Origin of the sequence: Pseudomonas sp. JUb52 (assembly GCF_004341115.1) — a bacterium.
In the GTDB taxonomy this organism is placed as follows: Bacteria; Pseudomonadota; Gammaproteobacteria; order Pseudomonadales; family Pseudomonadaceae; genus Chryseomonas; species Chryseomonas oryzihabitans.
Window position 1 is genome coordinate 88310 of record NZ_SLYS01000013.1, and the last position, 23418, is coordinate 111727.

The 23418-nt window shown below is 53.6% G+C and carries 28 protein-coding genes and 1 tRNA gene; 12 read left to right on the top strand and 17 right to left on the bottom strand.

Translation table 11 applies throughout. The features are described from left to right. Positions 1 to 90 precede the first annotated feature (90 nt). From dapA to EC839_RS19685, 5 genes are all read left to right on the top strand, one after another. Positions 91 to 969 (top strand): 4-hydroxy-tetrahydrodipicolinate synthase, encoded by an 879-nt coding sequence (gene dapA, locus EC839_RS19665; protein WP_007162771.1) that lies wholly within the window; start codon positions 91 to 93, stop codon positions 967 to 969. A 14-nt stretch (positions 970 to 983) separates the two neighbouring features. Beyond that, positions 984 to 2168 (top strand): outer membrane protein assembly factor BamC, encoded by a 1185-nt coding sequence (bamC, locus tag EC839_RS19670; RefSeq protein ID WP_007162772.1) that lies wholly within the window; start codon positions 984 to 986, stop codon positions 2166 to 2168. Continuing rightward, positions 2107 to 2865 (top strand): MBL fold metallo-hydrolase, encoded by a 759-nt coding sequence (locus EC839_RS19675; protein ID WP_007162773.1) that lies wholly within the window; start codon positions 2107 to 2109, stop codon positions 2863 to 2865. Before bamC ends, EC839_RS19675 begins: the two co-directional genes overlap by 62 nt. 157 nt (positions 2866 to 3022) lie before the next feature. Continuing rightward, entirely contained in the window at positions 3023 to 3733 is a 711-nt protein-coding gene (gene purC / locus EC839_RS19680; RefSeq protein ID WP_007162774.1) for a phosphoribosylaminoimidazolesuccinocarboxamide synthase, read from the top strand. A gap of 81 nt (positions 3734 to 3814) precedes the next feature. Further along, positions 3815 to 3904 (top strand) — tRNA-Ser (locus tag EC839_RS19685). A gap of 759 nt (positions 3905 to 4663) precedes the next feature. Here EC839_RS19685 and EC839_RS19690 read toward each other — a convergent pair. Continuing rightward, positions 4664 to 4864 carry a hypothetical protein gene (locus EC839_RS19690; protein WP_132833030.1) on the bottom strand — a complete coding sequence of 67 codons (201 nt, stop codon included), beginning with the start codon at positions 4862 to 4864 and terminating at the stop codon, positions 4664 to 4666. 1494 nt (positions 4865 to 6358) lie between these two features. Between EC839_RS19690 and EC839_RS19695 the strand changes: the two genes are divergently transcribed. The 7 genes from EC839_RS19695 to EC839_RS19715 all read left to right on the top strand — a co-directional run bounded on the left by EC839_RS19695 (position 6359) and on the right by EC839_RS19715 (position 11539). Beyond that, a complete protein-coding gene (locus EC839_RS19695; protein ID WP_132833031.1) occupies positions 6359 to 7549 on the top strand; it encodes a hypothetical protein in 1191 nt (396 codons plus the stop codon). 417 nt (positions 7550 to 7966) lie between these two features. Beyond that, complete coding sequence (locus tag EC839_RS24215) at positions 7967 to 8125, top strand: hypothetical protein (protein WP_165904689.1); 159 nt, start codon at positions 7967 to 7969, stop codon at positions 8123 to 8125. Positions 8126 to 8580: 455 nt separating this feature from the next. Next, on the top strand, positions 8581 to 8919 hold the full coding sequence (locus EC839_RS19700) for a hypothetical protein (RefSeq protein WP_132833032.1): 339 nt from the start codon (positions 8581 to 8583) through the stop codon (positions 8917 to 8919). 148 nt (positions 8920 to 9067) lie between these two features. After that, entirely contained in the window at positions 9068 to 9457 is a 390-nt protein-coding gene (locus EC839_RS19705; protein ID WP_132833033.1) for a hypothetical protein, read from the top strand. An 80-nt stretch (positions 9458 to 9537) separates the two neighbouring features. Continuing rightward, a complete protein-coding gene (locus tag EC839_RS19710) occupies positions 9538 to 10128 on the top strand; it encodes a hypothetical protein (protein WP_132833034.1) in 591 nt (196 codons plus the stop codon). 187 nt (positions 10129 to 10315) lie between these two features. Then, on the top strand, positions 10316 to 10474 hold the full coding sequence (locus EC839_RS24220; protein ID WP_165904690.1) for a hypothetical protein: 159 nt from the start codon (positions 10316 to 10318) through the stop codon (positions 10472 to 10474). A 519-nt stretch (positions 10475 to 10993) separates the two neighbouring features. Continuing rightward, complete coding sequence (locus EC839_RS19715) at positions 10994 to 11539, top strand: hypothetical protein (RefSeq protein ID WP_132833035.1); 546 nt, start codon at positions 10994 to 10996, stop codon at positions 11537 to 11539. Between the two features lie 1082 nt (positions 11540 to 12621). On the opposite strand, the gene EC839_RS19720 is transcribed toward EC839_RS19715, so the two are convergent. The 16 genes from EC839_RS19720 to EC839_RS19795 all read right to left on the bottom strand — a co-directional run bounded on the left by EC839_RS19720 (position 12622) and on the right by EC839_RS19795 (position 23321). Continuing rightward, positions 12622 to 13332 (bottom strand): recombinase family protein, encoded by a 711-nt coding sequence (locus EC839_RS19720; RefSeq protein ID WP_132833036.1) that lies wholly within the window; start codon positions 13330 to 13332, stop codon positions 12622 to 12624. 1192 nt (positions 13333 to 14524) lie between these two features. Next, the gene (locus tag EC839_RS19725) at positions 14525 to 14974 is read right to left on the bottom strand and encodes a hypothetical protein (protein ID WP_218568253.1); all 450 of its coding nucleotides are present in this window, start codon (positions 14972 to 14974) and stop codon (positions 14525 to 14527) included. Between the two features lie 22 nt (positions 14975 to 14996). After that, on the bottom strand, positions 14997 to 15707 hold the full coding sequence (locus tag EC839_RS19730; RefSeq protein ID WP_132833037.1) for a Gp138 family membrane-puncturing spike protein: 711 nt from the start codon (positions 15705 to 15707) through the stop codon (positions 14997 to 14999). A gap of 2 nt (positions 15708 to 15709) precedes the next feature. Further along, positions 15710 to 16063 carry a hypothetical protein gene (locus EC839_RS19735; protein ID WP_093256185.1) on the bottom strand — a complete coding sequence of 118 codons (354 nt, stop codon included), beginning with the start codon at positions 16061 to 16063 and terminating at the stop codon, positions 15710 to 15712. Between the two features lie 32 nt (positions 16064 to 16095). Further along, positions 16096 to 17010: a hypothetical protein gene (locus EC839_RS19740; protein WP_132833038.1), complete on the bottom strand. Its 915-nt coding sequence runs from the start codon at positions 17008 to 17010 to the stop codon at positions 16096 to 16098. Further along, positions 17010 to 17363: a hypothetical protein gene (locus EC839_RS19745; RefSeq protein WP_132833039.1), complete on the bottom strand. Its 354-nt coding sequence runs from the start codon at positions 17361 to 17363 to the stop codon at positions 17010 to 17012. Before EC839_RS19745 ends, EC839_RS19740 begins: the two co-directional genes overlap by 1 nt. Continuing rightward, a complete protein-coding gene (locus tag EC839_RS19750) occupies positions 17360 to 18163 on the bottom strand; it encodes a phage baseplate protein (protein WP_132833040.1) in 804 nt (267 codons plus the stop codon). Before EC839_RS19750 ends, EC839_RS19745 begins: the two co-directional genes overlap by 4 nt. A 126-nt stretch (positions 18164 to 18289) precedes the next feature. Then, positions 18290 to 20527, bottom strand: coding sequence for a hypothetical protein (locus tag EC839_RS19755; protein WP_132833041.1), 2238 nt, complete (start codon positions 20525 to 20527; stop codon positions 18290 to 18292). Continuing rightward, a complete protein-coding gene (locus EC839_RS19760; RefSeq protein ID WP_132833042.1) occupies positions 20527 to 20970 on the bottom strand; it encodes a hypothetical protein in 444 nt (147 codons plus the stop codon). The genes EC839_RS19755 and EC839_RS19760 overlap by 1 nt, the downstream gene beginning before the upstream one ends. 33 nt (positions 20971 to 21003) lie before the next feature. Continuing rightward, positions 21004 to 21204, bottom strand: a complete 201-nt coding sequence (locus EC839_RS19765) for a hypothetical protein (RefSeq protein WP_132833043.1) — start codon at positions 21202 to 21204, stop codon at positions 21004 to 21006. Continuing rightward, positions 21201 to 21701, bottom strand: a complete 501-nt coding sequence (locus tag EC839_RS19770; protein WP_132833044.1) for a hypothetical protein — start codon at positions 21699 to 21701, stop codon at positions 21201 to 21203. Before EC839_RS19770 ends, EC839_RS19765 begins: the two co-directional genes overlap by 4 nt. Beyond that, on the bottom strand, positions 21691 to 22050 hold the full coding sequence (locus tag EC839_RS19775; protein ID WP_132833045.1) for a hypothetical protein: 360 nt from the start codon (positions 22048 to 22050) through the stop codon (positions 21691 to 21693). Before EC839_RS19775 ends, EC839_RS19770 begins: the two co-directional genes overlap by 11 nt. Further along, positions 22047 to 22379, bottom strand: a complete 333-nt coding sequence (locus EC839_RS19780; protein WP_132833046.1) for a hypothetical protein — start codon at positions 22377 to 22379, stop codon at positions 22047 to 22049. Before EC839_RS19780 ends, EC839_RS19775 begins: the two co-directional genes overlap by 4 nt. Positions 22380 to 22471: 92 nt before the next feature. Further along, positions 22472 to 22792, bottom strand: coding sequence for a hypothetical protein (locus tag EC839_RS19785; protein ID WP_132833047.1), 321 nt, complete (start codon positions 22790 to 22792; stop codon positions 22472 to 22474). Beyond that, positions 22789 to 22983 carry a hypothetical protein gene (locus EC839_RS19790; protein WP_132833048.1) on the bottom strand — a complete coding sequence of 65 codons (195 nt, stop codon included), beginning with the start codon at positions 22981 to 22983 and terminating at the stop codon, positions 22789 to 22791. Before EC839_RS19790 ends, EC839_RS19785 begins: the two co-directional genes overlap by 4 nt. Next, on the bottom strand, positions 22980 to 23321 hold the full coding sequence (locus EC839_RS19795) for a hypothetical protein (RefSeq protein WP_132833049.1): 342 nt from the start codon (positions 23319 to 23321) through the stop codon (positions 22980 to 22982). Before EC839_RS19795 ends, EC839_RS19790 begins: the two co-directional genes overlap by 4 nt. Positions 23322 to 23418 lie beyond the last annotated feature (97 nt).

The following is a 23418-nucleotide window of genomic DNA, read 5'->3' on the forward strand; positions in this document are numbered from 1 at the left end:
GGGGGGAATGCCCGTTGGGGGCGCGTTGCTTGTGCTGGCGCAGAGGCGTCAGTACCATTACCGCTCTCTTTTTCCGGCAGGAGCGGTTGCATGATTGCGGGGAGCATGGTGGCGCTGGTCACCCCTATGGACGCCCAGGGGCGTATCGACTGGGACAACCTGACCAAGCTGGTGGACTTCCATCTCGCCGAAGGCACCGACGCCATCGTCGCGGTGGGCACCTCGGGTGAATCCGCCACGGTCGACGTCGACGAGCACGTTGCCGTGATCCGTCATGTGGTCGAGCAGGTCAAGGGCCGCATCCCGGTCATCGCCGGCACCGGTGGCAATTCCACCCGTGAGGCCATCGACCTGACCCGCGCTGCCAAGGACGCGGGCGCCGACGCCTGTCTGCTGGTCGTGCCCTACTACAACAAGCCGACCCAGGAAGGGCTGTACCAGCACTTCCGCATGATCGCCGAAACCGTCGCCATTCCACAGATCCTCTACAACGTGCCGGGCCGTACCGCCTGCGACATGCTGGCCGAGACCGTCGAGCGCCTGGCCAAGGTGCCGAACATCATCGGTATCAAGGAAGCCACCGGCGACCTGGCGCGCGCCCGCGACATCCTCTCCCGTGTCGGCAAGGACTTCCTGGTCTACTCGGGCGATGACGCCACCGCCGCCGAACTCATGCTGCTGGGCGGCAAGGGCAACATCTCGGTGACCGCCAACGTCGCGCCGCGCGCCATGAGCGAACTCTGCGCCGCCGCCATGCGGGGCGATGCCGACACCGCACGCGCGCTCAACGAACAGCTGATGCCGCTGCACAAGAATCTGTTCATCGAATCGAATCCGATCCCGGTGAAGTGGGCCCTGCATGAAATGGGCATGATCGACGCCGGTATCCGCCTGCCGCTGACCTGGCTGAGCTCGCGCTGCCACGAAGTGGTACGTCAGGCCCTGCGTCAGGCGGGAGTGCTGGCGTGATTAGGAAGCAGTCGATGAAACGTGTTCTGGGTTTGACGACGCTGGGTCTGGCCGTGGCCACCGCTAGTGGCTGCAGCTGGGTGTGGGGCGAGCATGGTTATTTCCGCGATCGCGGCAATGACTATCTCGAAGCCCGCGAAACCGGCCCCATGCAGGTGCCAACCGATGTTCAGGCCAAGCCGATGGATCCGCTGCTGCCGATTCCGGCCAACGTGGCCGATACCCAGAATCGCTCCTATGGCTTCGAAGTGCCGAAACCCCAGGCGCTGGCCGTCCAGGGCAGTGGCAACGAGCAGTTCAGCGTGCAGCGCAGCGGCAATGCCCGCTGGCTGGCCGCCCAGAAGGTCCCCGCCAGCGTCTGGCCGGTGGCTCGTCAGTACCTGACCGACAACGGCTTCCGCATCGCCGAAGAGCGTCCGCAGACCGGTGAGATCATCACCGCCTGGCAGGCGCCCACCGAGCTGTCGACCCCGCTGGCCCGCAGTCTGAGCACCAACGGCCGCCTGCAGCCGGGCAACGAGCTGCGCACCCGCCTGCGCATCGAGCCGGGCGTGCAATCGGGCAGCAGCGAAATCTTCATCCAGACCCAGACCCGCAGCCAGGGCAGCTCCAGCGAGCCGTCCTGGTCCAGCAGCCAGAACAGCTCGGCACTCGATGACGCCCTGCTGAATCAGGTGCTGGCCGGCCTGGACCGCAGCGAGCAGGGCAGTGGCTCGGTCTCGCTGCTGGCCGCCGGCGGCTACGACACCCCCGAGCGCGTGACCTACGAGGTCGACGGCAGTGGCGTGCCCATGCTGGTGCTGGAAAGCGATCTGAATCGCGCCTGGTCCAGCGTGGGTCGCGCCATCGAAGGCGCCGACATCCGCGTCGACGACATGGATCGCAGCCTGGGCGTCTACTACGTGAACATCGCCGAAGGCGCGCAGAAGCCGGAAGAGCGCAAGCCGGGCTTCTTCGGCCGCATGTTTGGCAAGGGCGAGACCAAGGAAGAGGAAGACGCCCGCGCACGGCGCTTCCAGGTGCGCCTCACCTCGGTAGGCAACACCGTCCAGGTCACCCTGGACAAGACCATCAACACCGCAGCACCCCAGGACATCGCCGAAGGCGTGCTGAAAAAGCTTCAGACGAGCATGCAGTATGCGCTTCGCAATCCTGGGCAGCGGCAGTCGGGGCAACTCGACCCTGGTGCACAGCCATAACAGCTATGTGCTGATCGACTGCGGCTTCTCCCTGCGGGAAGCCGAACGTCGTCTGGCCCGGCTGGGTGTAGTACCTGCCCAGCTGGATGCCGTCCTGGTCACCCACGAACACTCCGATCACGTGCAGGGCGTCGAGCTCCTGGCGCGCAAGCACGGGGTGCCGGTCTATTACAGCGCCGGTACCGGGCGCGGCCTGCGCAAGCCGGTGGCCGCCCAGGGCCTGCTGATGGACGGCGAACGGCTGGTGCTGAACGCGCTGGAAGTGACCGTGGTGCAGGTGTCCCATGACGCCCTGGAGCCGACCCAGTTCGTCTTCGACGATGGCCGCAAGCGCCTGGGCGTGCTCACCGATCTCGGCGAGGCCACCCCTGGGGTGCTGGCGCATTACCGTGGCCTGGATGCCCTGGTGATCGAAGCCAACCACGACAGCAACATGCTCGCCGCGGGCCCTTATCCCTATCACCTCAAGGCACGGGTCGGCGGGGTGCGCGGTCACCTCAACAACCGGCAATCGGCCGAGCTGGTGATGGAGCTGGCCTGTCCGGGCCTGCAGCATCTGGTGCTCGCCCACCTGAGCGAGAAGAACAACAACCCCTGGCTCGCCCGCGCCTGCTTCACCGATGTGCTGGGTTGCGATGCGGACTGGCTGCAGATCGCCGATCAGCAGCAGGGGCTGGAGTGGCAGGCCATCGCCTGAGGCGCTGACCGGCTTTTCTTTAGCGGTCGGGCGTTGCTGCAGGGCCAAAAGATCCACGATCCTATGTAAACTGCGCTTCCCGGCTGTACTCGTCCCGAACCGGTCGTCTCACCTGCGTTCGTCCACAGCCTGCAAGCCCTTCGAACCGGAGTCCAAGATGGAAAAACGCGCAGAACTCTACCGTGGCAAGGCCAAGTCGGTATTCACCACCGACGATCCCGATCGCCTGGTCCTGTTGTTCCGCAACGACACCTCTGCCTTCGATGGCGAGCGCATCGAGCAACTCGAGCGCAAGGGCATGGTGAACAACAAGTTCAATGCCTTCGTCATGCAGAAGCTCGAAGCCGCCGGCATCCCCACCCAGTTCGAGCAACTGCTGGGCGACAACGAATGCCTGGTCAAGAAGCTCGAGATGATTCCGGTGGAATGCGTGGTGCGCAACTTCGCCGCCGGCAGCCTGGTGCGCCGCCTGGGCGTGGAGGAGGGCCTGGAGCTGACGCCGCCGACCTTCGAACTCTTTCTGAAGAACGATGCGCTGCACGATCCGATGGTCAACGAAAGCCATGTCCAGGCCTTCGGCTGGGCCACTCTCGACCAGCTGGCCGAGATGAAGGCGCTGACCTTCCGCATCAATGACATCCTCAAGCAGCTGTTCGACGACGCCGGCCTGCTGCTGGTGGATTTCAAGCTGGAGTTCGGGCTGTTCCACGGCAAGGTCGTGCTGGGCGACGAATTCAGCCCGGACGGCAGCCGCCTGTGGGATAAGGAAACCCGCAAGAAGATGGACAAGGATCGCTTCCGCCAGGGTCTGGGCGGCGTGATCGAGGCCTACGAAGAGGTCGCCCAGCGCCTGGGCGTCCCGCTCTAAACGCAAGCCGCTGATACCAGAGCTTTTTTTTGCAATTGCTTGTTCGCTTTTGCACGCATGACTGGTATCATGCGCCGCGTTGGAGAGATGCCGGAGTGGTCGAACGGGACGGATTCGAAATCCGTTGAGTCAGCAATGGCTCCTAGGGTTCAAATCCCTATCTCTCCGCCATCTATAGAAAAGCCCTCTAAATCAATGGTTTAGGGGGCTTTTTGCTTTCTGATGTGACCACTCGATGTGACCACTCAAAAGGCACCGTGACAGCGATGCCTGAAAGAGGAGTGGCTGTCTGGAAGGTCAGCGTCGTGGAAGATCGGGCCGAACCTCTTCGCGGGTCATGAATGAAGGGAAGGTGGGCACCTCCAGTACTACGTCCATGAGCGGTCTCTTCCGCTCGTCCAGAGGTGAAACCAAAGGGCACTTCCAAGAGCTACCGCGCCTCCAAAGCTCAAGACAAACTGTCGAGTAGGGGGCGACATGTCAGAGCAGCCCAATCACGTGGTTGAGATTTTGATTGCTTCGCTGGAATGTGAGCGGGACGCTTTTCGTGATCTCGCCAACGTATGGCGGACGGCGTACTTCGATCAATCTGTTGAGACAGAGCGGCTTCGAAAGGAGCTTGAGCGAATAAAGGGGACGACAACGGACGACCAAGCCCCATGAGCAGGAGTAGGGCAGGAGTGCCTATCGATGAAGCCATTAAGAACGCTTCGCACGCTGCTACGATAGCCTTTCCAGACTACCGGATAGTGGTAGACCGAATCGTCTCGGGCAGTCTTCAGATTCGCCTATACGCCGATAGAGACTACAGAGCCCGTTTGAGGTGGCAGCTCTGGGATTATGAAGCTACCACGCCCATTCTCTTGGACGCTGCAATCTATCGAATGCGTGAGGAGTTGGAACACGGCTCCTGGCTATCCCTCCGTACGATCAGTGAACTGTCCCCTTCCGAAGCTGAATCATAGCTTCCAGCGCTGCAACATCGTCTTGCTGTCGAGCTAAGCGATCCAGCTGCTTTCTGAGCCAACGTCGGTTTGACTCCATGGTGCGCTTACGGCGATCAAGCTCGCGTTCCAGCTCGGCCAATGGCATTTGATTCAGGGTGAATAGCTCGGGATTGCGAAAGGGCATGACATGCTTCCTTGCATGGTGGTGGCGATACAGTATCAGACCTTCAGTGATTGGAAGGTTCCAGTAGTATCGCAATAACTACCGTTCATGAGGATTGCCCTTAGCAGGCCGGGGCAGATGTCCATGGGCTACGGTATCGGTAGGGGAAGCCATGACCCAAATCATTTCGGTCGCAATACTAAGAGTAAGGCGTGAGCCGTCCATCAGCTACCATAACAGAAAGAACTACTTGACAATATTTTGAAGGTTGTGTATGATGCTTTCCCCTTTTAATGCGACAGCATTAGAACTGACTACCAATCAAGAGACCATCTTTGATGGGCGACTTGTGGTCGCTTTGTGATGACAATCTAAAGATGTTAAGACCTCAGCGACGCTGAGGAATTGATTACTCTTACATCTGAGCAATCTTGTGTTGATACCACAAGCGAACCACCAAGGGTCGCCAATCAAGAAAGTCCCTGCTCTTTCTGTTGAGGTAGTCCCAGCCTCCGGCTTGCCGGGTTGACCCTGTGTAGCGTGGCTACACGTAGTGATTACGTTGCTATGCAACAGTTACCATTACTTAGGGGGACGAAGGTGTTGCAAGAATGCCGGGATGCAACAGAAACAGCTCTGCAACAGCAAACCCCCCGAGAACGAAGGTGTTGCATTGCAACAAGCTTTGCAACAGGCCAGGTGTTGCAACATAGGTGTTGCAGGTGTTGCACTCACAGGGTCCCCTGTGGAAGAAATGGCGGTCGTGCTCATCCCTTCTATTATGTTGCCGTAATAAGGATTCACTCCGCACAGGGGAGGTGAGTGATTCATTAGGGGTCATTCCTATCCGCGCTAATACGGAAGGAGGGTTCCGTTCCTTAACCTCTATTGCCGTAATAAGCTCGATGATGGTGGGACAAACCCCGAGGGGCCGGAGTGTCCCAGACGCTCAGAAATCCCTGATAATTAGTAGTTCATGACCGTTCGTCGGTAATGAAGAAATTTACAAGCAAAACTCATGCCAGGGTATTGCTTTTTGACAGAAGTATGCTAAAGTACCCAAGCAGGTCGAGATTCGTTCTCCCTGTTTCATGTGATTAGAGCCCACTCCGCTGGGCTTTCTTTTTACATGCGCTTCGAATCTGAAGCGACAATTCTGACCCCCAAACTCTATACCTGAATCCTTACCCGGAGGTAGCACTGTGCTTATCAAACGTAACTGTATTACTTGTCACATCGAATTCATTGCGAAGCGTCGAGACAACCTTTTCTGCTGCAAGCCTTGTGCTCAGAAGTACATCGACTATCGACGTCGTGTATTGGGTGCCCCAGCAGCCACAGCAGAGACAATGGAGCTGTACAAGAAACACGTAGCAGAACAGGCGGCACTGCTTGAGGAGGCAGCCGCTAAAGCCGCTTAATCCGACAACTACATACACCAGCAGCAAACACTATTAAAAGGCACTTTCAAGTGAGGAGGAATCACATGAAAATCTGTACAAGGAAATCTATTCAATGCAACACGTCAACATCTACACAGGCGAAATCGTCACTTTTGAAACTGTAGCCTTCGAAGCTGGCTTTTCCAGTGAAGACTATGCAGAAGTAGTCTCCAGCGGAAAGGTCTTCGACGCAGACGGCAACGAATTCGTCTTCAGCGGCACAGCCGATCAACTGGCCCAGGACCACGCCACCGCTCAAGCCAATCTGGCCCGTATCCTGGCTGACGACACTGAGTCCAAAGAGCCTACAACCAAAGACGGTAGTCCCCGCAAGCGTGCTGCTGGTGCTGGCCGTAAGAGTCTGACCACGGCCAACCCACACGCAGAAATCATCCGCCACGCTCTGGGCTTCGATCTCAACGTCGATTGGCTGGATGACTTGATCATCGGTGTACTCACCCGCCCTGAAGAAGACTTCGACGAGAAATTCCAGCCCTTCAAGGTGAGTCCTTCAGACATTCGCCGGATGCTTCAGCATGACAAGATCTCTTCATCTGCTGCCAAGCACATTGAGATTGGAGACCGTCAGGCTCGCTACATCGCCCAAGCCGCCCGCACAGCCGTCGCTGTTGTTGGTAGCCACATCGAGCGCCACCCTGAAGCTATCGCCCACGTTATCGCAAGCATGGTTGCTGAGGCCGACGCTTCAGAAGCTGTAGCAGCTCGCGTGGTAGTGAACGCAGGCGGAGTCCCCGCCGAAATCCTGGCCCTGTACGAAGACGGCCAATACGCCGCCTACGGCAAAGCTGTTCGCGCTTTCCGTGATGGATCGTGGAAGCCAGTAGCCAAGAAGGGCTTCACATTCAACAAGCCAGCCGCAACCCTTCCTGTTGCTACTCACGATGAATACCGCGAAGACGTTCCCGCTCCTGAAGTGGAGGAGGGTGATGACGAAGAAGCATCTCTGGATGAAGTATCCCTCGACGACCTTGATGACGATGAGTCGCTGATCAACTACGACGCCGTTGATGACCAATGGTCGCAAGTTGAATACCGCGATGATATGGCAGTCGATGAGCGCTTCGAACACAACGAAGAAACCGCCCAAGCCATCCGTCAACACTTCGCAGGCCGTAACTGGAACCCAGATCGGCCTAAAGCCAACAAGCGCCCGTCAGATTGGGCTGTCAAGCAAGCAGAAGAAGATGAGTTCTACGCCATGCTTGCGGACGCCGAAAGCCACAACGAAAACTTCGTATTCTAACTAAGAGGAGAGTCTAATCAGATGGGCAAAGCAGCACGGAGAAAACAAGAGCGCAGAATTGAGAGGGCGCTATCCTCTCAGTCTGCAAACGATACACAAACAACACTAACTTTTGAACAACCTTTAATCGTTCAGTATCACCCGCTTCGACATGCGATTAGTTGGGCCGACCTTAGTCAGGCATCTCCGATTCAGCCAGCAGCAAATGACGCTGTAATCGAAGTTCCTACAGCACCCGCTGCGAAGACTCGCAAGAAACCTGGACCCAAGCCACGGAAAGCGCCCAAGGAAGTGCAGCAAGCGGCTCTATGGGGTGCGTATGTCGCCCTATGGATAGAGATGGCTCAAGAGATGACGCCTCGTGAACGTAGGGCCCTACAGCGGGCCATGAGTCGTAACTCAGGGGACCTTGAAGGCATGGCTGACGCTTTCCTTGAGGACGAGGAAAAGCCTCTCAGCGATCACAGCAGACACTATGTCGCCGTTGACGGCGAGGAAGCTGAGGATGATGAGCTGTACGGTTTCTGGAACGACAGAGAACTAACACTCGACGACGACCAAGACGAAAATTACTGATAACCCCAAAGGAGGAACCACAAATGCAGAAAGAAAAGCCAGCTCCTGTTTACATGATAGTGCATAAGCAGAACAGACTAATCACGGGGATCGTCACATCACAAACCATTCCCCGTGATACAGCAGAATACTGTTTTATTGAGATGTCTGGTGCGGTAATGGCGAGGTATTCCATGCTGCAAAAATTACTTGACCACACAGACATCAACGTAGACGAGCTGTTGTGTAGCAGTCGAAGAGAGACACCGCAAGATAAAAGACCATTACGTCAGCGACTGCGTAGGCCAAATCCATACATGTAGGTTGAGAGTGGGTTTAAATAGCGCTCCAGAGGCCTCTGTAAGCCTCTCTGTGAGGTTATAAGGGCTAACCCTATAGGATGGTACAGGGTAACGCTAAATAGAGGCCTTGCAGGGCCTTATAGACACGATTAGAAATTGAGAGAGGATTCCTGAATGACTTATTTCGCATACTACAGAGAAAGTGGCCTCATAGAAGGCTTGATTCATACCGACGTGCCACCCCCTGACAACCTTCCTCAGATAACTTTCGAGAAAGCTTCAGAGTCACAAGTGACAAGGTTTGTTGAGCTACAGAGTCAGAGGGGAACGGAGCGAGTGAACATCAAGGAGCTTGATCCTGATAATCCGCTTTCGTACAGGCATCGCGATTGGAAAAGAGAAATCATCTCTTTCATCTACAACACAAGGGGCGTGAATCCCACGGTGATAAGGTTGGTATTCAAGATACCTGAGCGAGAGGCTGTTGATTACTGGCAGAGATACATCTACTAACGGAAGAATGCGGCCCGTAGAGGGCCAAAAGTGTACTGGTGGGGCTACCCTATGTCCCGTCGTTTTTAGACCTCTGTACCTCGCATAAATACAGGGGTTCCATACCCGGAAATTGGCAAATGCCAGCCTACGATTTGAGGAAAGACAAATGAGTGACAATTTAGTGTGTGGCGTGGGCATCATGGATGTTCCAGGCGGATCAACACGCAACGGCAAGGCCGATCCCATCTACCGAACGTGGTGCAAGATGTTAGAGCTGTGTTTTAGACATCATCCAGCCAAAGGAACAATCTGCCCTGAGTGGGTTAGGTATTCGACCTATCGGGAATGGCACCTTGCCAACGTGCCCAAGGGTGGCGTCATCCACAGAGACGAGAATAAACACTTCAGCCCCCATCATGTGATTGTGAAGGTGCCTAAGAAGCGTATCGGTCCGAAGGATGTTGCCATCTCGATTGATGGCGTAGCGGTGAGTATGGAGGCTGTCCTGGCTACCCTGCGTAGCGGGGGCTCCCTGGACTCTCTGTTCCAGCGCTGAGAGATAACACTAACAGCTGTTGACGATTTTGTGTCGTGGGCTGTACAGTCGCCCAACATTTGATAATAAATTTGAGAAAGATGGTTAAGAACAAGTCTGAAGGTAATCCCTTGCAGCTGGCTAAGGGGGTCGCCTATTTGATTCCCAACGACAAGATTCCGATACCGTCTCAGCTTATTTGGATTCGGTACATGGCTGGTGACACAGCTGAGCTGTTAAGAGTTGCAAGTTCTCTTGAGGAGCTGGAAGCATTGCTTCCGGCTTCTTGCATTTGGCTGGCAAGCCCACTGTATTACACGGAGAAACTAAAGAGCGTCATTGGAAAAACTCCATACTTCGTGGCTTCCTTGCCGGGGCTTGCGGGTGAGGAGTTGGAAAGCGCTGTAGAGATAATCAGGTTGGAGCATCGCTCACAAAAGCTGCTGAACAACGTAGTCAGCAAGAGCAATGCCCACCACGCATTCAAAGCAGCGTCTGAGAATCACGCAGAGACAGCGGCGAAGCTTGAGAACACCCTACGAGAGCTTTGGGCCGAGGAGGGCGCTACCCTCAAGAATGTAGCCCAAACGCTAACGAATCGAAGGATACCAACCTCTACAGGGGCAGCTGTGTGGCACGCCACGCAAGTGCGGCGACTCCTTGTGAAGCTGGGCATAGACACAAAGCGCTGACAGGGTAGCACTCCTAAGAGAGTGCTTTGCATGAGATATAACAGATGGGCAGTGTTGACAATGCGGTCTATAATAGCCACTATGCAGATTAGGCGGTAAGGCGTTACAGAGGCCGCTACAAGACACAGCCAACACAAAGCGATGATGCAAAAGGCGTCAAGGTATCATTTCGTCCACTAAATAACATATGAAGACCATTGACATGACAGAAGAGCCTAAACATAGCAAAGACACGCACGATTACCACAACATAGGAGCCGGGCACATCGCCATCATTGTCGCCATTACGACAGTCTTGGTGGTCGCCATTACATCAGCCGTCATCGGCTATTTGATGTTTGCCTGACAAGGAGAGAGGCAATGAAGCCATTCTGTGTGCTGGTGTGGGACAGGAATACCTTCAAGGTGTATAGCTTCAGGGTAGAGGACACAGCACGTCGGCTGGAGTCGATAGCTCGCCGGATGGGCTACAGCACAGCGTTCCAGGGTGAGGAGGGGGCGGAATGAAGCTCGTTAGCTCCAGGCCCAACAGGAGGCCGCTACCAGTGGAAACGATCATCCAGGCAGCCCGGCAACGGATCATCGATGCCAGGACGGATCATGCCATGTCGTCAGCATTGGATTCAGGAATAGGCATGCTGGGATGTCTCTTGGACCTTGGCCTGCTGAGCCCTGAGGAGTGGAGGGGCCATGTCGATGACTTCGAGCAAGCAGGGGAGGCCGTATAGCTCCCAAATGGTCAACCAAGCCCGCTTCGGCGGGCTTTCTTGTGCCCGTCAAAAACCCCACTCGCTGTCGTGTGGATAACTCCCGAAAATACCCCTTATCATTGGCTCATCGACAGGCCGTATTGCGGAAGTGGCTGATGAAATTGGTGAAGTGGATTGTTGCGAAGATTGCTGACAACATTGCAGGTGTGGTCATCACAGCAATAGGTGGGAGCTTGCTTGTCTTCTTGGCATCTGCACGTGACTACGTTGGTGCACTATGGGATTGGTTTGTTGCTCCCGTCGAGATCAGCAGGTGGCTCCTCATGGTATTTATAATGTCGACCGCCGTTATCGCGTTTCTGCTAATCCGTGGCTTACTTGCTAAGGCTATTGAGCCTGAACCGCCAGCATGGAAAACCTATCGCGAAGATACCTTTGAAGGTGCTTTGTGGCGCTGGGACTACGATTTTAATAACGTCATCACAGATGTCCGGCCTTACTGCTCAGTTTGCGACTGTGCATTGAATCTAAACAGAGACCTCTTTGGGCAGCAACTCAGCTATGTTTGTGTTGCTTGCAATTCAGAAAAGGATTGCTTCCCAAATTGCTCTACTCACAATGAGGCTGTATCGACTATTACTACTCTCATCGAGCATAGAGTGAGACAAAAGTCCTACCGAAATAACGGGGTGACGAGTTGAGGCCCCTGTTGAAAATCTTTGGTGAGGCCGTTGCTAAGCGAAGTGCGGAACTAATCGTTGGTTCCTACTTTGCAACTTGGTTAACCACCGTCGCATTGACTTGGTTGTGGGGCTTCAGCATTACGATCAACTTGCCGTTACTGGGAATGTCGTTCCTAAGTCTGCTCATAGCGTCAGTCGCGTGGCTGATTAAGCAGCGGAAGAAGCCGGAGTGGATGAAGTATACAGATGACAGCTTCGAGGGTGTCAAATGGAGATGGGAATACAGTAAGGAAGGGAAAGTTGTGAATGTAACGCCGCGTTGTCCAGTGTGTAGCGACCGAAATGCAAAGCAGCTACCAATCTGAGACCCTTTTCAACTTTTTTCCCAATTCCCGCCGAAAATTTTTGACCCCTTTTCCCTGGGAAAGAATTTTCCCCCCGGATTTCTCACTGCGTTCGTGGATTTCTCGGCACGCTTCTTAACAGTCGCCCCAGCTGAGCTATCAAACACGTAGCATTATCAGGATCTCCAAGCACTGGACTTTCTCAGATCCGCTTAGCACCAGCATTCACGCGGTATCTGACGCTGTATGATTTTAGAACCCGTAGACTTCGGCGAGCTATCAAGCAAGCGCCCCTACAGGGCTCTCAGACGCTGTGTAATCTGGAAACCCGTATCTACCTATAGCGTTTAGCAAGCGCCTCTCTGGCGAGCTTGTAGACGCCTTAAATTTCAAATCCGCCATCTACCGGATGTATCAAGCAACCCCCACACTGACCAGATGAAAGTCGTAGCATTTCTCGAATATCTGGTGCTTCTCTCGAATGACTCTGAAGCTGAAGCATTGCTTCACGTTCCTCGCTTCGCTCGCATGTGGACACACACACGAGGGGCAACAGATACTCCGAACGCAGTGAGACACTTTCTCACAGGCATGAAAAAGGGGAGGGCAACTCTCGTTGCTCTCCCCTCAATCATCAGTATTCATGCTGGATGCTATCTCAGCTTAAGCCCGTACCAAACCACGCCAAACCCTACCCTGACGCACCCTACCAAACCGCGTAGAAGGGATGGACGATACTGTAAACATCTCTATCTGTCAACGTGATTCGAAGGTTAAAGATAGCTTCTCCATCATCCTTGATACAGTCATAGGCTTGAATGCAGAACCGCGCTCTGTGGTGACACCCTTCGCATTCAAGCATGTCGCGATTGCAGAATAGCTCTTGCAGCCATCATAGAGGCATGCCTTGATGTGATGAGCCATCTTATCGGCCCGTAGCGAGGCGTTAACGCGCTTTGCAGCTACAGCAGCACCATTACCCAAAGTCCAAGCCTTCGCCCTTCCAGCGTCCCTTGCAGCGACTTTAGCGAGGGCTTCAGCATCACCGGCTTCCGCCTTGGCCTTGAGTTCCTTTAGGCCATCACGAGTACGCTGACGAATCTTGGATAGCTCCTCTTCAGCCAACAGAGATTTGATGCTACGGATCAACTTGTTACCGTGGGCATCACTCGCTTCGATGATTTGGTATCGCTTCTGGACCGTGACGAAGTGAGCGTGGTCACGGCCCAATCGGTCAATGTGATGTACCACGAGAGGGCAGGCCAGCCCTTTAGCCATAGCCAGGGCCAAACGGCACTGAGGACGCTCAAGGGGATCAATACTCCCACTGACACCCTCATCCACGAAGCGAGCAACGATCTCCCAGCCATGAGCCATAGCGGCAGCTTCGATAGCAGCAAACTGACCACCCACGGAAAGGCTTTGCTCATCGGTAGACATCCGTGCGTATGCCACGACCTGTTTCATTTCTGACTGCCCCATTAGCTGATAGGGCGATCTTAACACATTGCTGACGTTCGTCTACGAAATGTTAAGCAGGTATAGGATGGACGGGATGCACATCAGCTACGCAGAGTCAATAGGAACACAGACGCTAAAGCAGACTTTACACAATCTTTACACTTGGAGGGGTAGACAAATGGCATAGAATGTGCTACCCTTGGAGCTGAAAGCCACCGAGCGAAGCGAGGTAGGGAAGCTGATACTTCTGAGTAGGCTGAAGGAGTCGTCTACGACTCGTCTGTGATAGCCAGAGGCAATGCCTCTGAGACATACCATCTAAGGGATACAGCGACCACCAACAATCAGTTGGTCGCCAAAGAGAAAGCTCTCTGCCTCTATCCAGAGGTCTACCTGTGGAGGGTAGTCACCAGTGGGAACCACTGAAGGTTAATGCTCTCATGTAGAGCGAAGCTCTTGGATGGGCCACCTTGTTGGTTGGTTGCCCTGGACAACCCAAGACAGTACACCCTGAGGCATTGCCTCAGAATCCCTCCTAACCTCAGCGTCCGCTGAGAGAGTAGCAACCGTCACCGTCTACATTCCCTGAGGGCAACCTCAGGTTTTGCATACTCTAAGGAGTAGGACGAAATCCGCTACAGCAAAAGTCACATCCGAGTCAACCAAATTTACAAACCCCGACGAACGGTAATCTCTCATTTCATTCGAGCGTAGCCATCGTTCACTCTGCTCATGAATCGATACTAATGAGGGCTACAGACGTGCTACATCGCATTCCTGAGCTGAATTTACATGCTCGCATAGATTCGGCTGGATCAATTTGTTTCGCAGCTGCGAAAAATAATCGCAGAGTGATCGTGCTTAACAAAACCCGACACACATAGCTTCAATCGGGCGAAATCGCGATTAACAGGGGTCTCTCCACGGATCACACCATTTCCGGCTGTAAATCTATGGAGTAGGCACCCCTGTGGATAAGTGGGCCAATGACGTGCTACAACTGGCTTCCAGCCACATGTTACACTATAACATCCGTGTAAACTGCTCATCCTGAGAGGGTAGCTAAACAATCCGATAATGTGGGATGTTACATTGTAACGTCATTGTTTTCGACATGCTCAAATGACTCACTCAATAGGCAGAAGAAAGCTATGAGATTGTCGTAGACAAACGAAAGCCCCGCATAAGCGGGGCTTTTTCATTTCCGTATCTTGTATTTGACGCTACTGAGCATCTTGCCAGTGTAGAGTAGTGGATCATCGAATCCCTTGATAGCAACCCAAGCACGGCTGTTGCTGCCTGGATAGTCATCAATGTTCACTTCAATCACACCCTTCATCTCTTGTCCAAGCTTCTGCAAGATTGGTTTGATGGGTCTTCCGTGAATGGCGGCTTCTACAGCTTGTCTGATGAAGTTGGCATACCACGCCTGATTGTGAGCATCAAGGAATGCTGGAGCCATGAAAGATCGACGGGGGACGCCAATCCCCCTTTCGTTCCAGAAGGCCACTTGAGCGACTGGTAGAAAGTCATTCTCTGCTCCATACCTGTCTTCCTCAAAGAACCCTGCCACAACCTTAGTGCCATCAAGCTCTTTCATTCGCTTCATCAGCGCTTTGAGTTCTCGATAATCTGCTGTGAGCTTCATACAGGCTCCTTACACTGGTTCATTACACTGGTGTTCCAGATGTGCCACTTCCTGGCTGTACGCCAATGTGTTTATGGGTATTCATGTTGATTCCTGCCACAGTCAAGATACCTGTGATGTCAACATTGCCTACGATAGTTGTTTTGGGGGCAGTAATGGTCACGTTCCCTTTAGCATTCACAGAAACATCTTGAGCATTCACCTCTACAGCTTGATTGGTGTTGATTACCAACTTCCCTGTCTGTGTTAAGCGCAATTCCACTTCTGTCCCTGTCCCAACATTCATAGCTACCGTTAGGTCTTTTGGATTGTGCGGGAAGGCGTGAACAGAAGCCCTGTTGAGGCTACGTGGAGCGGTGTAGATGCCGGGGATGGCGATAGCATCCTGAAGGTCAAACTGACGTAGGGTAGGGGCTGGAACAGGCTGATTTGTATCGCTGATGCTCCAGTTGTCAATGTCCGACTGACCAAAGACAAGCAACACGCTGTCTCCTGCTGCAATAGGCAAACTGATCAGCGCCTGTTGGCATCCAGGCATCACCAGCGGTACATCAAGGATGGTGGCGTATTCTTCCTCTGTGCCATCCTCATAGGCTCGATTGACGACAGGGCGAACATCCGCCCGCATACGTTCAAGGTCCACCCGTTCAACTACTCCAGGCATAGCCGTATGCAGGTTAGAGGCGAAACTATCAATTCCTTGCTGTGTTGCTGTTCGTAGAATGTCAAGCATAGTTATTCCCCTCCGTGCATTTGGGCGAGTTGGATACGTTGGCGATCTTTGATGGCTTGTTCGAATAGAACTATCTGGCGTTCAAACTGATTCTTCTGGTAGGTGTCAGAAGTGAGCATTTCCACAGCGCCTTCTACTCGAACAAGGCGAGCAGTGACGCTGCTGGGACTACTTGATGGGCTATTGCGGAGGGATTGAAGCTCGCTTTGCATCGTGTCGATTTTGCGGTCAATCTGTTCGAACGCAGATGAGGCGGTGTAGCAGGTGTACAAACTGAACACGAGGCTCAGAATTGCAATGAATGGAATTAGGATGTTGCTGAGCCATCGGCCCAACTTAGATGCTGTCAGGGCCATTGGTGGTCTGATCCTTGTGATGTGGGGGAGGGTTAGCTCCCCGTTTTCTTGTTGGTGGTACGCACGTTATCGACGGACAGCGGATCACGAAGCAGTAGATCGGCATACCAGTTATTGCCGTCCATCTCTCCGTAATAGCGAGCTTCCTGCACACGATAGAAGCCGTTGTACATTGATGATTCCAGCTTCACGAGCTGGCCCGGATACACTGACGCGTCACATAGGATGCGTGCCATGATTCCGAACTGGCGTGTGCTGTCCTTCGTGGTCTTGCCGCTGTCAGCAGCTACACGGTATGGCGTGCTCACCAGCCCCGTTGCTGGGCTCAGCACCAAGGCTTCAGCTTCAGAGTTGATTGCCCGCCCCCGGTCGGTGAAGGTGATGACGTTGTTAGCAAGCGTGTATTCCAGGCCGTAGCTTTGGGCCAGGGCATTGAGCTGATCCCGTACCGGACCGGGCTTGATGCTGTATCCGCGTATCAACTGAGTGTTCAGGTTGGTCCCCACATACGGCCCCTTTGCCACCTCTGGAATCTGACGTAGGATTTCGTCGAAGGCTTGCCCCACTGTACGGCCTGGCCCGATGGTGGTTGCCTTGAGCCGCGTATGATTCAAGGCAACGTAGCCTTCCCCCATGACGATCTGCGTGACCAGGTCAGGCCCTTGGCGGCGTGTACCGGATTCCGTGATGTCCCCGCTGACAAGCAGCTTTAAACCTGTGTCGTGGTAGCCTACTTCGAGTTTGCAAGCCAGGAAGTTCTGATCCAGACGACGCCGCTTCTCTTCTGTGAGGTTGTAGATTTCGATGGAGGCGCTGTTTCCTCCGCGCTTGTTGTCGGCTGTGCGGCTGACATCGAACGACATGTTGAGGTCGGTGACTTCAAAGCCATCACCTGTGTTCACGTCACCGACGATCAGCCGGTATTGTCGATTCTTCAGGATTGCCATCACTCATCGCCCCCATCGTCGTACATGTACTGGAGCTGGTAGTAGGTGGCGAGCTGATCAACGCTGGTGGTGATGTCGGGCAGTGATCGAAGGTCCACCGCTGTGAGCGGCATGAGGTAGAAGGCACCAGACAAGCCAAGATGGCTCAGGGCGTAATCCAAGCACATTGGATACAACGGTACGAGACGTACACCATCGACTATACGAACCCCTGTAGACGTCTTTACATCCATGTGCCAGGAGCCGTAGTGATCGCTAAAGGTGAAAGTCAGCGTGAACAGGCTACCTTCCAGGGCGACCAGTTGTTCGAAGTGGGCCACTTTGTCCAATGGGATTTGTTGGGTAATGATCATTTCTGTGGCGGTCCTTTCTTAACTGCTGCCTCAGCGTCACTTTGGAGTTTGTCTTTGGCTGTTAGTTGTTCGTTCTCTTTCTGTTGAGCTTCAACAAAGGCGTCACTCTTGGCGCTGTCTCTGGTGCTGACTTTGCCCTTAACCTTTTTCTCCGCGACTTTGTTCTTCATCAACTGTTGGGGAATTTTTGTGGTTGAGACGTTCGCATAGCGAACACGCTCGAAAGTCATGTCGGGATACATGGCGTCACCACTGTCGGGGTCAAGATTGTCACTAATGGAAGTCATGATGAGATTTTCATGGAGGACATAGCTTCCATCGTGGCGATACTCAATCACCTTCACCACGTCACGACTCTTTTGCATTGCTTTCAATGTCGTTGCAACTTGCGTTGCAGGGAAGATCGCTTCCCTTGGCGTGAGGGTTACAGTAGGGGTGTTGTTACCAAGGAACTGAGTAACGCTCGCTGGCAAGGAAATGCCGAGGGCTGGAGGCCCCATGTCAATTCGGGGGGCATCATAAACAGGGTTATAGTTGGAGAACGCCTTGTAGCGAATTTCCTGATCAAGTTCTTCATCCGTTAAACTTCCGAATCGTACCTGTGGTCGGTCACGATTGAAGTCTGCGTCTGTGATTACGCCGCGTACTCTGAACTTGTCATTCTGCTCGATGACGTGGTCACTGATGTTCACCCCTGTTTCCACAGCGTGGTTGGTGACAGTGGATTGGTATTGCTGATCGAACTGAAGGACTGCATCCAGCCAAATCAGGTCGTTATTCTTGCTCATGATTGCAAGCATGTTTATTTCCTTGTCATAGGCAGGCACAAGGGCCAAACATTGTCTGGAAGGCCCCTGAGAGCGTCTGTGTGAGGTTTTAAGGTTGGGGGCTATACAACCCCACAGGACGGCAGAACTGCCTGAAGGTTAGCGAGGTGTATTGTCCGGGGTAAGAAGTGCCCGGAGGTCAGCTTCATTTTGACGGCGTTGCTCTTCACCAATACGACGCACTGTTTGTTCCACCATTGTCTGATCGACTGTCGAGACATTTGGGAATTCGAGATGGTATGTGCTACCTGCCACCGTCACTGTGTTGGTGGTGGTAGAGGTGATGTTCTGGAGCTGTTGCTGTGCCGCTGAGTTGGCCCCATTCAGTCCATCTACCATCCCTTGAAGCTTCTTAGGATCAAAGCCAAACTGGTAAGCGCCTGACGATGTAGGAGCGATGTAGCTCAAAGCGTTCTCATCAATTGGCTTCTTGCCCAGCTGCTGATCCTTTACGCCTTGAGGGACGATACCGAACAGACGCTGCCAGAAGGCATCAACCGGGTCTGTTTTCACTTCATCAGTTGGTGTTGGCCGGTTGAAGGCGGCAGGATCAATACCGCCATCTCCGCCAAGCCCTGCGTCAGGAGCGTTCGCCATCCCTTCCGAGGTAGCCTTCTTTGGGTCCAGCGCATCAGCGATACGCTGTGTCATGGTGGCCGCTACGGATGTCAGGGCCGTATCAAATTCCATGACACGAGTACGCAAAGGCTCCATTGCGGCTGTGAGTGCGCGGTGGGCATCGATGTTCTTGTTGACGGTTTCAACAAGCTTCTCGTTGTCGTTGATGTTCGCTGCTTGAAGGAACTGATCATTCTGGAGACGTTGGTTGTTGGCTTGAATCGACTTAGCCTGAGCTTCGATGACCTTCTGATTTTCAGCAAAGTACAGTTCAATCGCTTTGTTGAAGTCAGCGGCTTTCAGGTTGCCCTTCGTCGTACTCTGTATGACAGCAGCTGAACGCTGCTCAGCCGTACCCTTGAAGTTGTTACGCTCAGCCCATGCACGCTCAACGTAACCACGAAGGATAGGAGCGGCCTCGCTGAATGTGTTTAGGTCTTCACGGTCGGCATAGCCCTTCGTTCGAATCTGAGTCAGCTGGAGGTTGGAACGGCGTGATTCGTCCGTAGTCATCCCGGCGCCACGGAAGGCAGCGGTCTGTGTTTCGTACAGCTGCATGGCCTGCTCAAGGGTTCGTCCCTGACCACGTTGCTTCAACAGGAAGTTACGATAGTCCTTGGCGCTGTCCAGGCTGACTTCTGAACCGTATTTCTGGCTGAAGTCAACGTAGCGCTGTTGGATGTAGCCTTCTTTCCCCTGATCCTGGCTGGCAGCAGCGGCAAACACATTGCGAAGTTGCTGGGCATCGTCTGCCCCCTGCTGGCGTTGCACAATACGTTGTCCGGCCATGGACAGGAGCTGTTGAATACCAGCAACCAGACCACCAGCGGCCAATCCAGCCATAGGCAATCCTGAACGGCCAAGAGCCCCGAGCATACTGAAGCCACCATTCGCACCAGCAGCTTTTCGTTCAGCCAGTTCAACCTGCCGAGCCTGCCAAACTGTGTGACGCTCTTGGGCGAAGCGGAAGCGCTCCCTTTGGCGTTCCTGCCCAGCTTCAGCACGTGCCGCCCGCTCACGGCGATCTTGCATCTTGTTGGCGTGGTTTACTTCACGACGGCGCTCGGCCTGCTTGTAGCCATCCAGTGCCAACTGGGCACGTTGGAGCATGGTTTGTTGCTGGAGGGTTTGTGCAGCAGCACGGGAGGCTTTCTCCTGGGCTACCACCAACATCTGTTCCAAGCGGGCCTGTGTGGTCTTGGCGGCTGTCAGCTGGGCTTGATACTTGGCCCCGGCTGCTTGAGTGCTGATCTCCTGACGGCTGGCCTGTGCAATCTTGGCCTGCAACACAGCCTGTTGCTGTAGCTGACGCACCTTGGCCGTTCCAAGGGCAACGTCTTCACGCTGGTTAGTGAAGCTCAGCTTGCTCTGGGCCAGTTCAGCTTGGAATGTACTACGGCGAGCCTGCTGAGTAAGCTTTTCCAGACGTAGCTGTTGGCTTACTGCTCGATCCAAAGTCTTTGTATTTGGAGATGCTGGTGCCCCTGGAGCTGTGATTCCAATAGACTTGCGAATCTTGCTCTCAAGCTCACGCATTTGCTTGTCGATTGCTTTGGTATCGAGCTGTACAGCAATCTTAATAGGCTTCTCAGCAAGTCTTCCGAATTGGCGAAGCTTCTGTTCTGTTTTCTTGAGGTGGGCGAATAGTTGTTCAAGCTGTGTTAGGTCTACCTTGAACTCTACGCCACCAATCAAGTTGGCAACTTGTTTGTCAGACATCAGGCATTTTCCTTATCGTTCTTTGCAGTCGACAGGATTAGCCGACTCTTGGGACGGCGTCCCTTATCAAGACGACGTGTTGCTGTGATTGGTGCTGCAATCTTGAACATCTCTTCAAGGTTGCTAAATTCTGTAATGACCGCTGCTTGATCCCAGCAATGAACAAGGTATGTGAAGTGACGGCGGTAACTTTCAGGGATGGTGAGAAAGTAGGTTGTTCCGGCTATCACAGAAACTCTCAGGCCATGTACTTCGCAGTCATTGTTCTGGATGAAGTTGTGTAGGTGCCTGATGATGTCAGTTTCAGTTGTAGTCTGAATGATGTAGCCATGCCCTACACCTTCAGCCGTGGTCACTTGCTCCAGGCGCTGAAGGATTTCTGTACTGTAAGTGTCGAAGGGGATAATCTTGCCGTTGAAGTTGCGAGTCTGAGAGGTTTTCATTTGGAGTCTCCGAATTAGACAAGAGACGCCAAATCAAAGCGTCTCGGAAATTGGTTTGAGGGAAGCGGGGGATGCCGTTGAGGCGGGCTGTGTGTAGCTCTCATACTCGTTACTAATCTCAGCGATTTCGCAGCGTGTATTGGGATCGTTCAGGACTTGCTTGATGTATTCCTGAACCTTCTTATCACCTTGTGGCTGTTTGATTAGCTCGCGTAGCTTGTCAGCGAATGTCATTGCGTTGTCTCCTCTGGAGAAAATAGAGAGATGATTGCTTTAAAGGCATCAATGATTTCTGTGTGTTTACTCAGGATCGTCAGTCCGCTGTTCTCCATTGCTTCCGTCACGTATGTGTGTGGTAGGCGAGGCACTTGGTTTACATCGTCAGGGATTGCCCCGTTGGCGATCGCTACCACCACAAAGCCATCACGACGGCGAACTGTGTAGTTCGTACCTCTGTAGCGGTCAGACGAGAACAGGACGTTCTCAATCAAGATGTCTGGATTGTCGCGGCAGATGTAGAAGGCGGGAGAGGGGAAGTTGCCTTCCAATGCACCGGCAAGGAAGACGATTGACTTGGAGGCTTGAGAGCGGAAGGGATGTTGCTTGAGGAGGGCGACGGTCTGGCGTTTCAGCTGGGCTGGAAGATTGGGGAGCCAATCGAATTGCCAATCTCTGATCGCGTATAGGATGTCGCTAAACTCTGTGCGGTATCCCTGGGCATCAATCGTCATAAATGTTGTCCCTGTCCCTTCGGACGTCGTAGGCGTGCCATGCTGTAGTGGGCTCTGGTGCTGTGTAGCCACGACCAATCAGCTCATTACAGGCGGCAATGAATTTGTCAGGCGTTGTCTGTGTGTAGCCCTGAGCTACCAGTGAAGGAACGTCCTTGAAGCGGCAGTACCCGATGCTTCCCTGGCTCATGACGACGCTGTAAGGCTCGCTGGTGTGGATAGGGGCGAAGTAGCGGGCGGGCTCTCCGTCTGTCCATCCAATGCCCATCACGTTACAAGCTTCGATAACGTCGATTGGTTCGTCTGGGGTACGGCATACGATGACGATTCGTTGATCAGCGATGCTCATTTGATGCTCTCCGCAATCTCAGTGATTAGTTGCTTGGCCACGTTCATAGCTGTTGTTGGGCATGTGCCGTTGTAGATGAATTGTTGGTCCATCTCTTCGAACAGAGCTACCAACTTAGGCGGCATTGAAGGGAGCTGCACAACGTAGACATCTGTCTTGGCAGGCTTCCATTTGTTGAAAGCGATCTTGTGCAAGCTGAAGGTTGTTCCTCTGACACACGATCCGAAAGCATCCGCATACTCTGCTGGGTTAACATGGTTAGACCAACCGTCTACCATGATGGAGGTTGATGCACGGAAGATAAGGTAGACACCTTTCTGCTTGAGCAAGAAGCCAACCTGCCGTAACTCTTCTTCCTGATTAAGGCTTGGAGGGGGAGGGGGCGGAATTATCGCCTCCCTTGTCTGGTTAGATAGGGCCATTACAGCGTGCCATCCAGATAACCCCGCATGATTCGCATCTTTTCTTCTGGGCTGTCTGCAATCTCCATGGTCGCCAATACAGCCGCCATTTTCTGTAGCTCTGCACTGTCTTCGTGGGTGACTCCAGTTGTGCTATGGAACGCTGCTTTCTGGACGTCTGTTGCCTTAGCCTTCTCGGCCTGTCGGCGATTGTCTTCGAGACGATCTAACACCTTCTGAGCTTGTTCAAGGTCAGCTTGAAGTGCTGCATACTCAGGGTCATGCTTCATCCGTAGCAGGTGAACTGTCTTGTCCAAGGATTCTTTTGTTGTGGATGTCATTCTTTTCTTCCTTGTGGGAAATCAATTGCGTCAACGATCTTTGCTTCAAGCTGAATGAAGGTTTCCAGCTCCCCGGCAATGCCGGGGCTGTATTGCACGCCATACCCAATAGAATCTTGCAGGGCACGCAGCTCGAAGTCTGTTAGCTTTAGCACTACAGTTGTCAGGCCGTCTGTTGTAGTGGTAGTCATGCTGCGTTCTCCTGTGCTTCAGCCAGACGCTTCTGTGCACGCTCAAGGCGAGCTTGAGCAAGTAGCAGTTCTACTGCTTTGCGCTTTTCCACTTCTTGACGCCGCTGCTCTTCCAGTTCTTGCTTAACTTGCCAGCTTCCAAGCTCTTCTTGTAGTTCGGCTTCCATAGCGCGAACCTTCAAGCAGACGTCAGTGTATTGATCGAACAGGTAAGGCCGTAGTTGTCGAACGCCGTCGATAGCCAGCAGGAGATTACTCACATCTTGAGCGCTGAGTTTGATGTCACCTTCATAGATCATGGATTGGGCTTTAGCGATGTAGGCTTCTTGGTTGTGCATTTGTCTTTCTCCTTAAACAGTTTTGGATTTGGTAGTAGTTTTCTTGGCAGCTGTAGTTGGAGCGGGCTGTGTGTTAGCGGCTTCCAGTTCAGCGGCA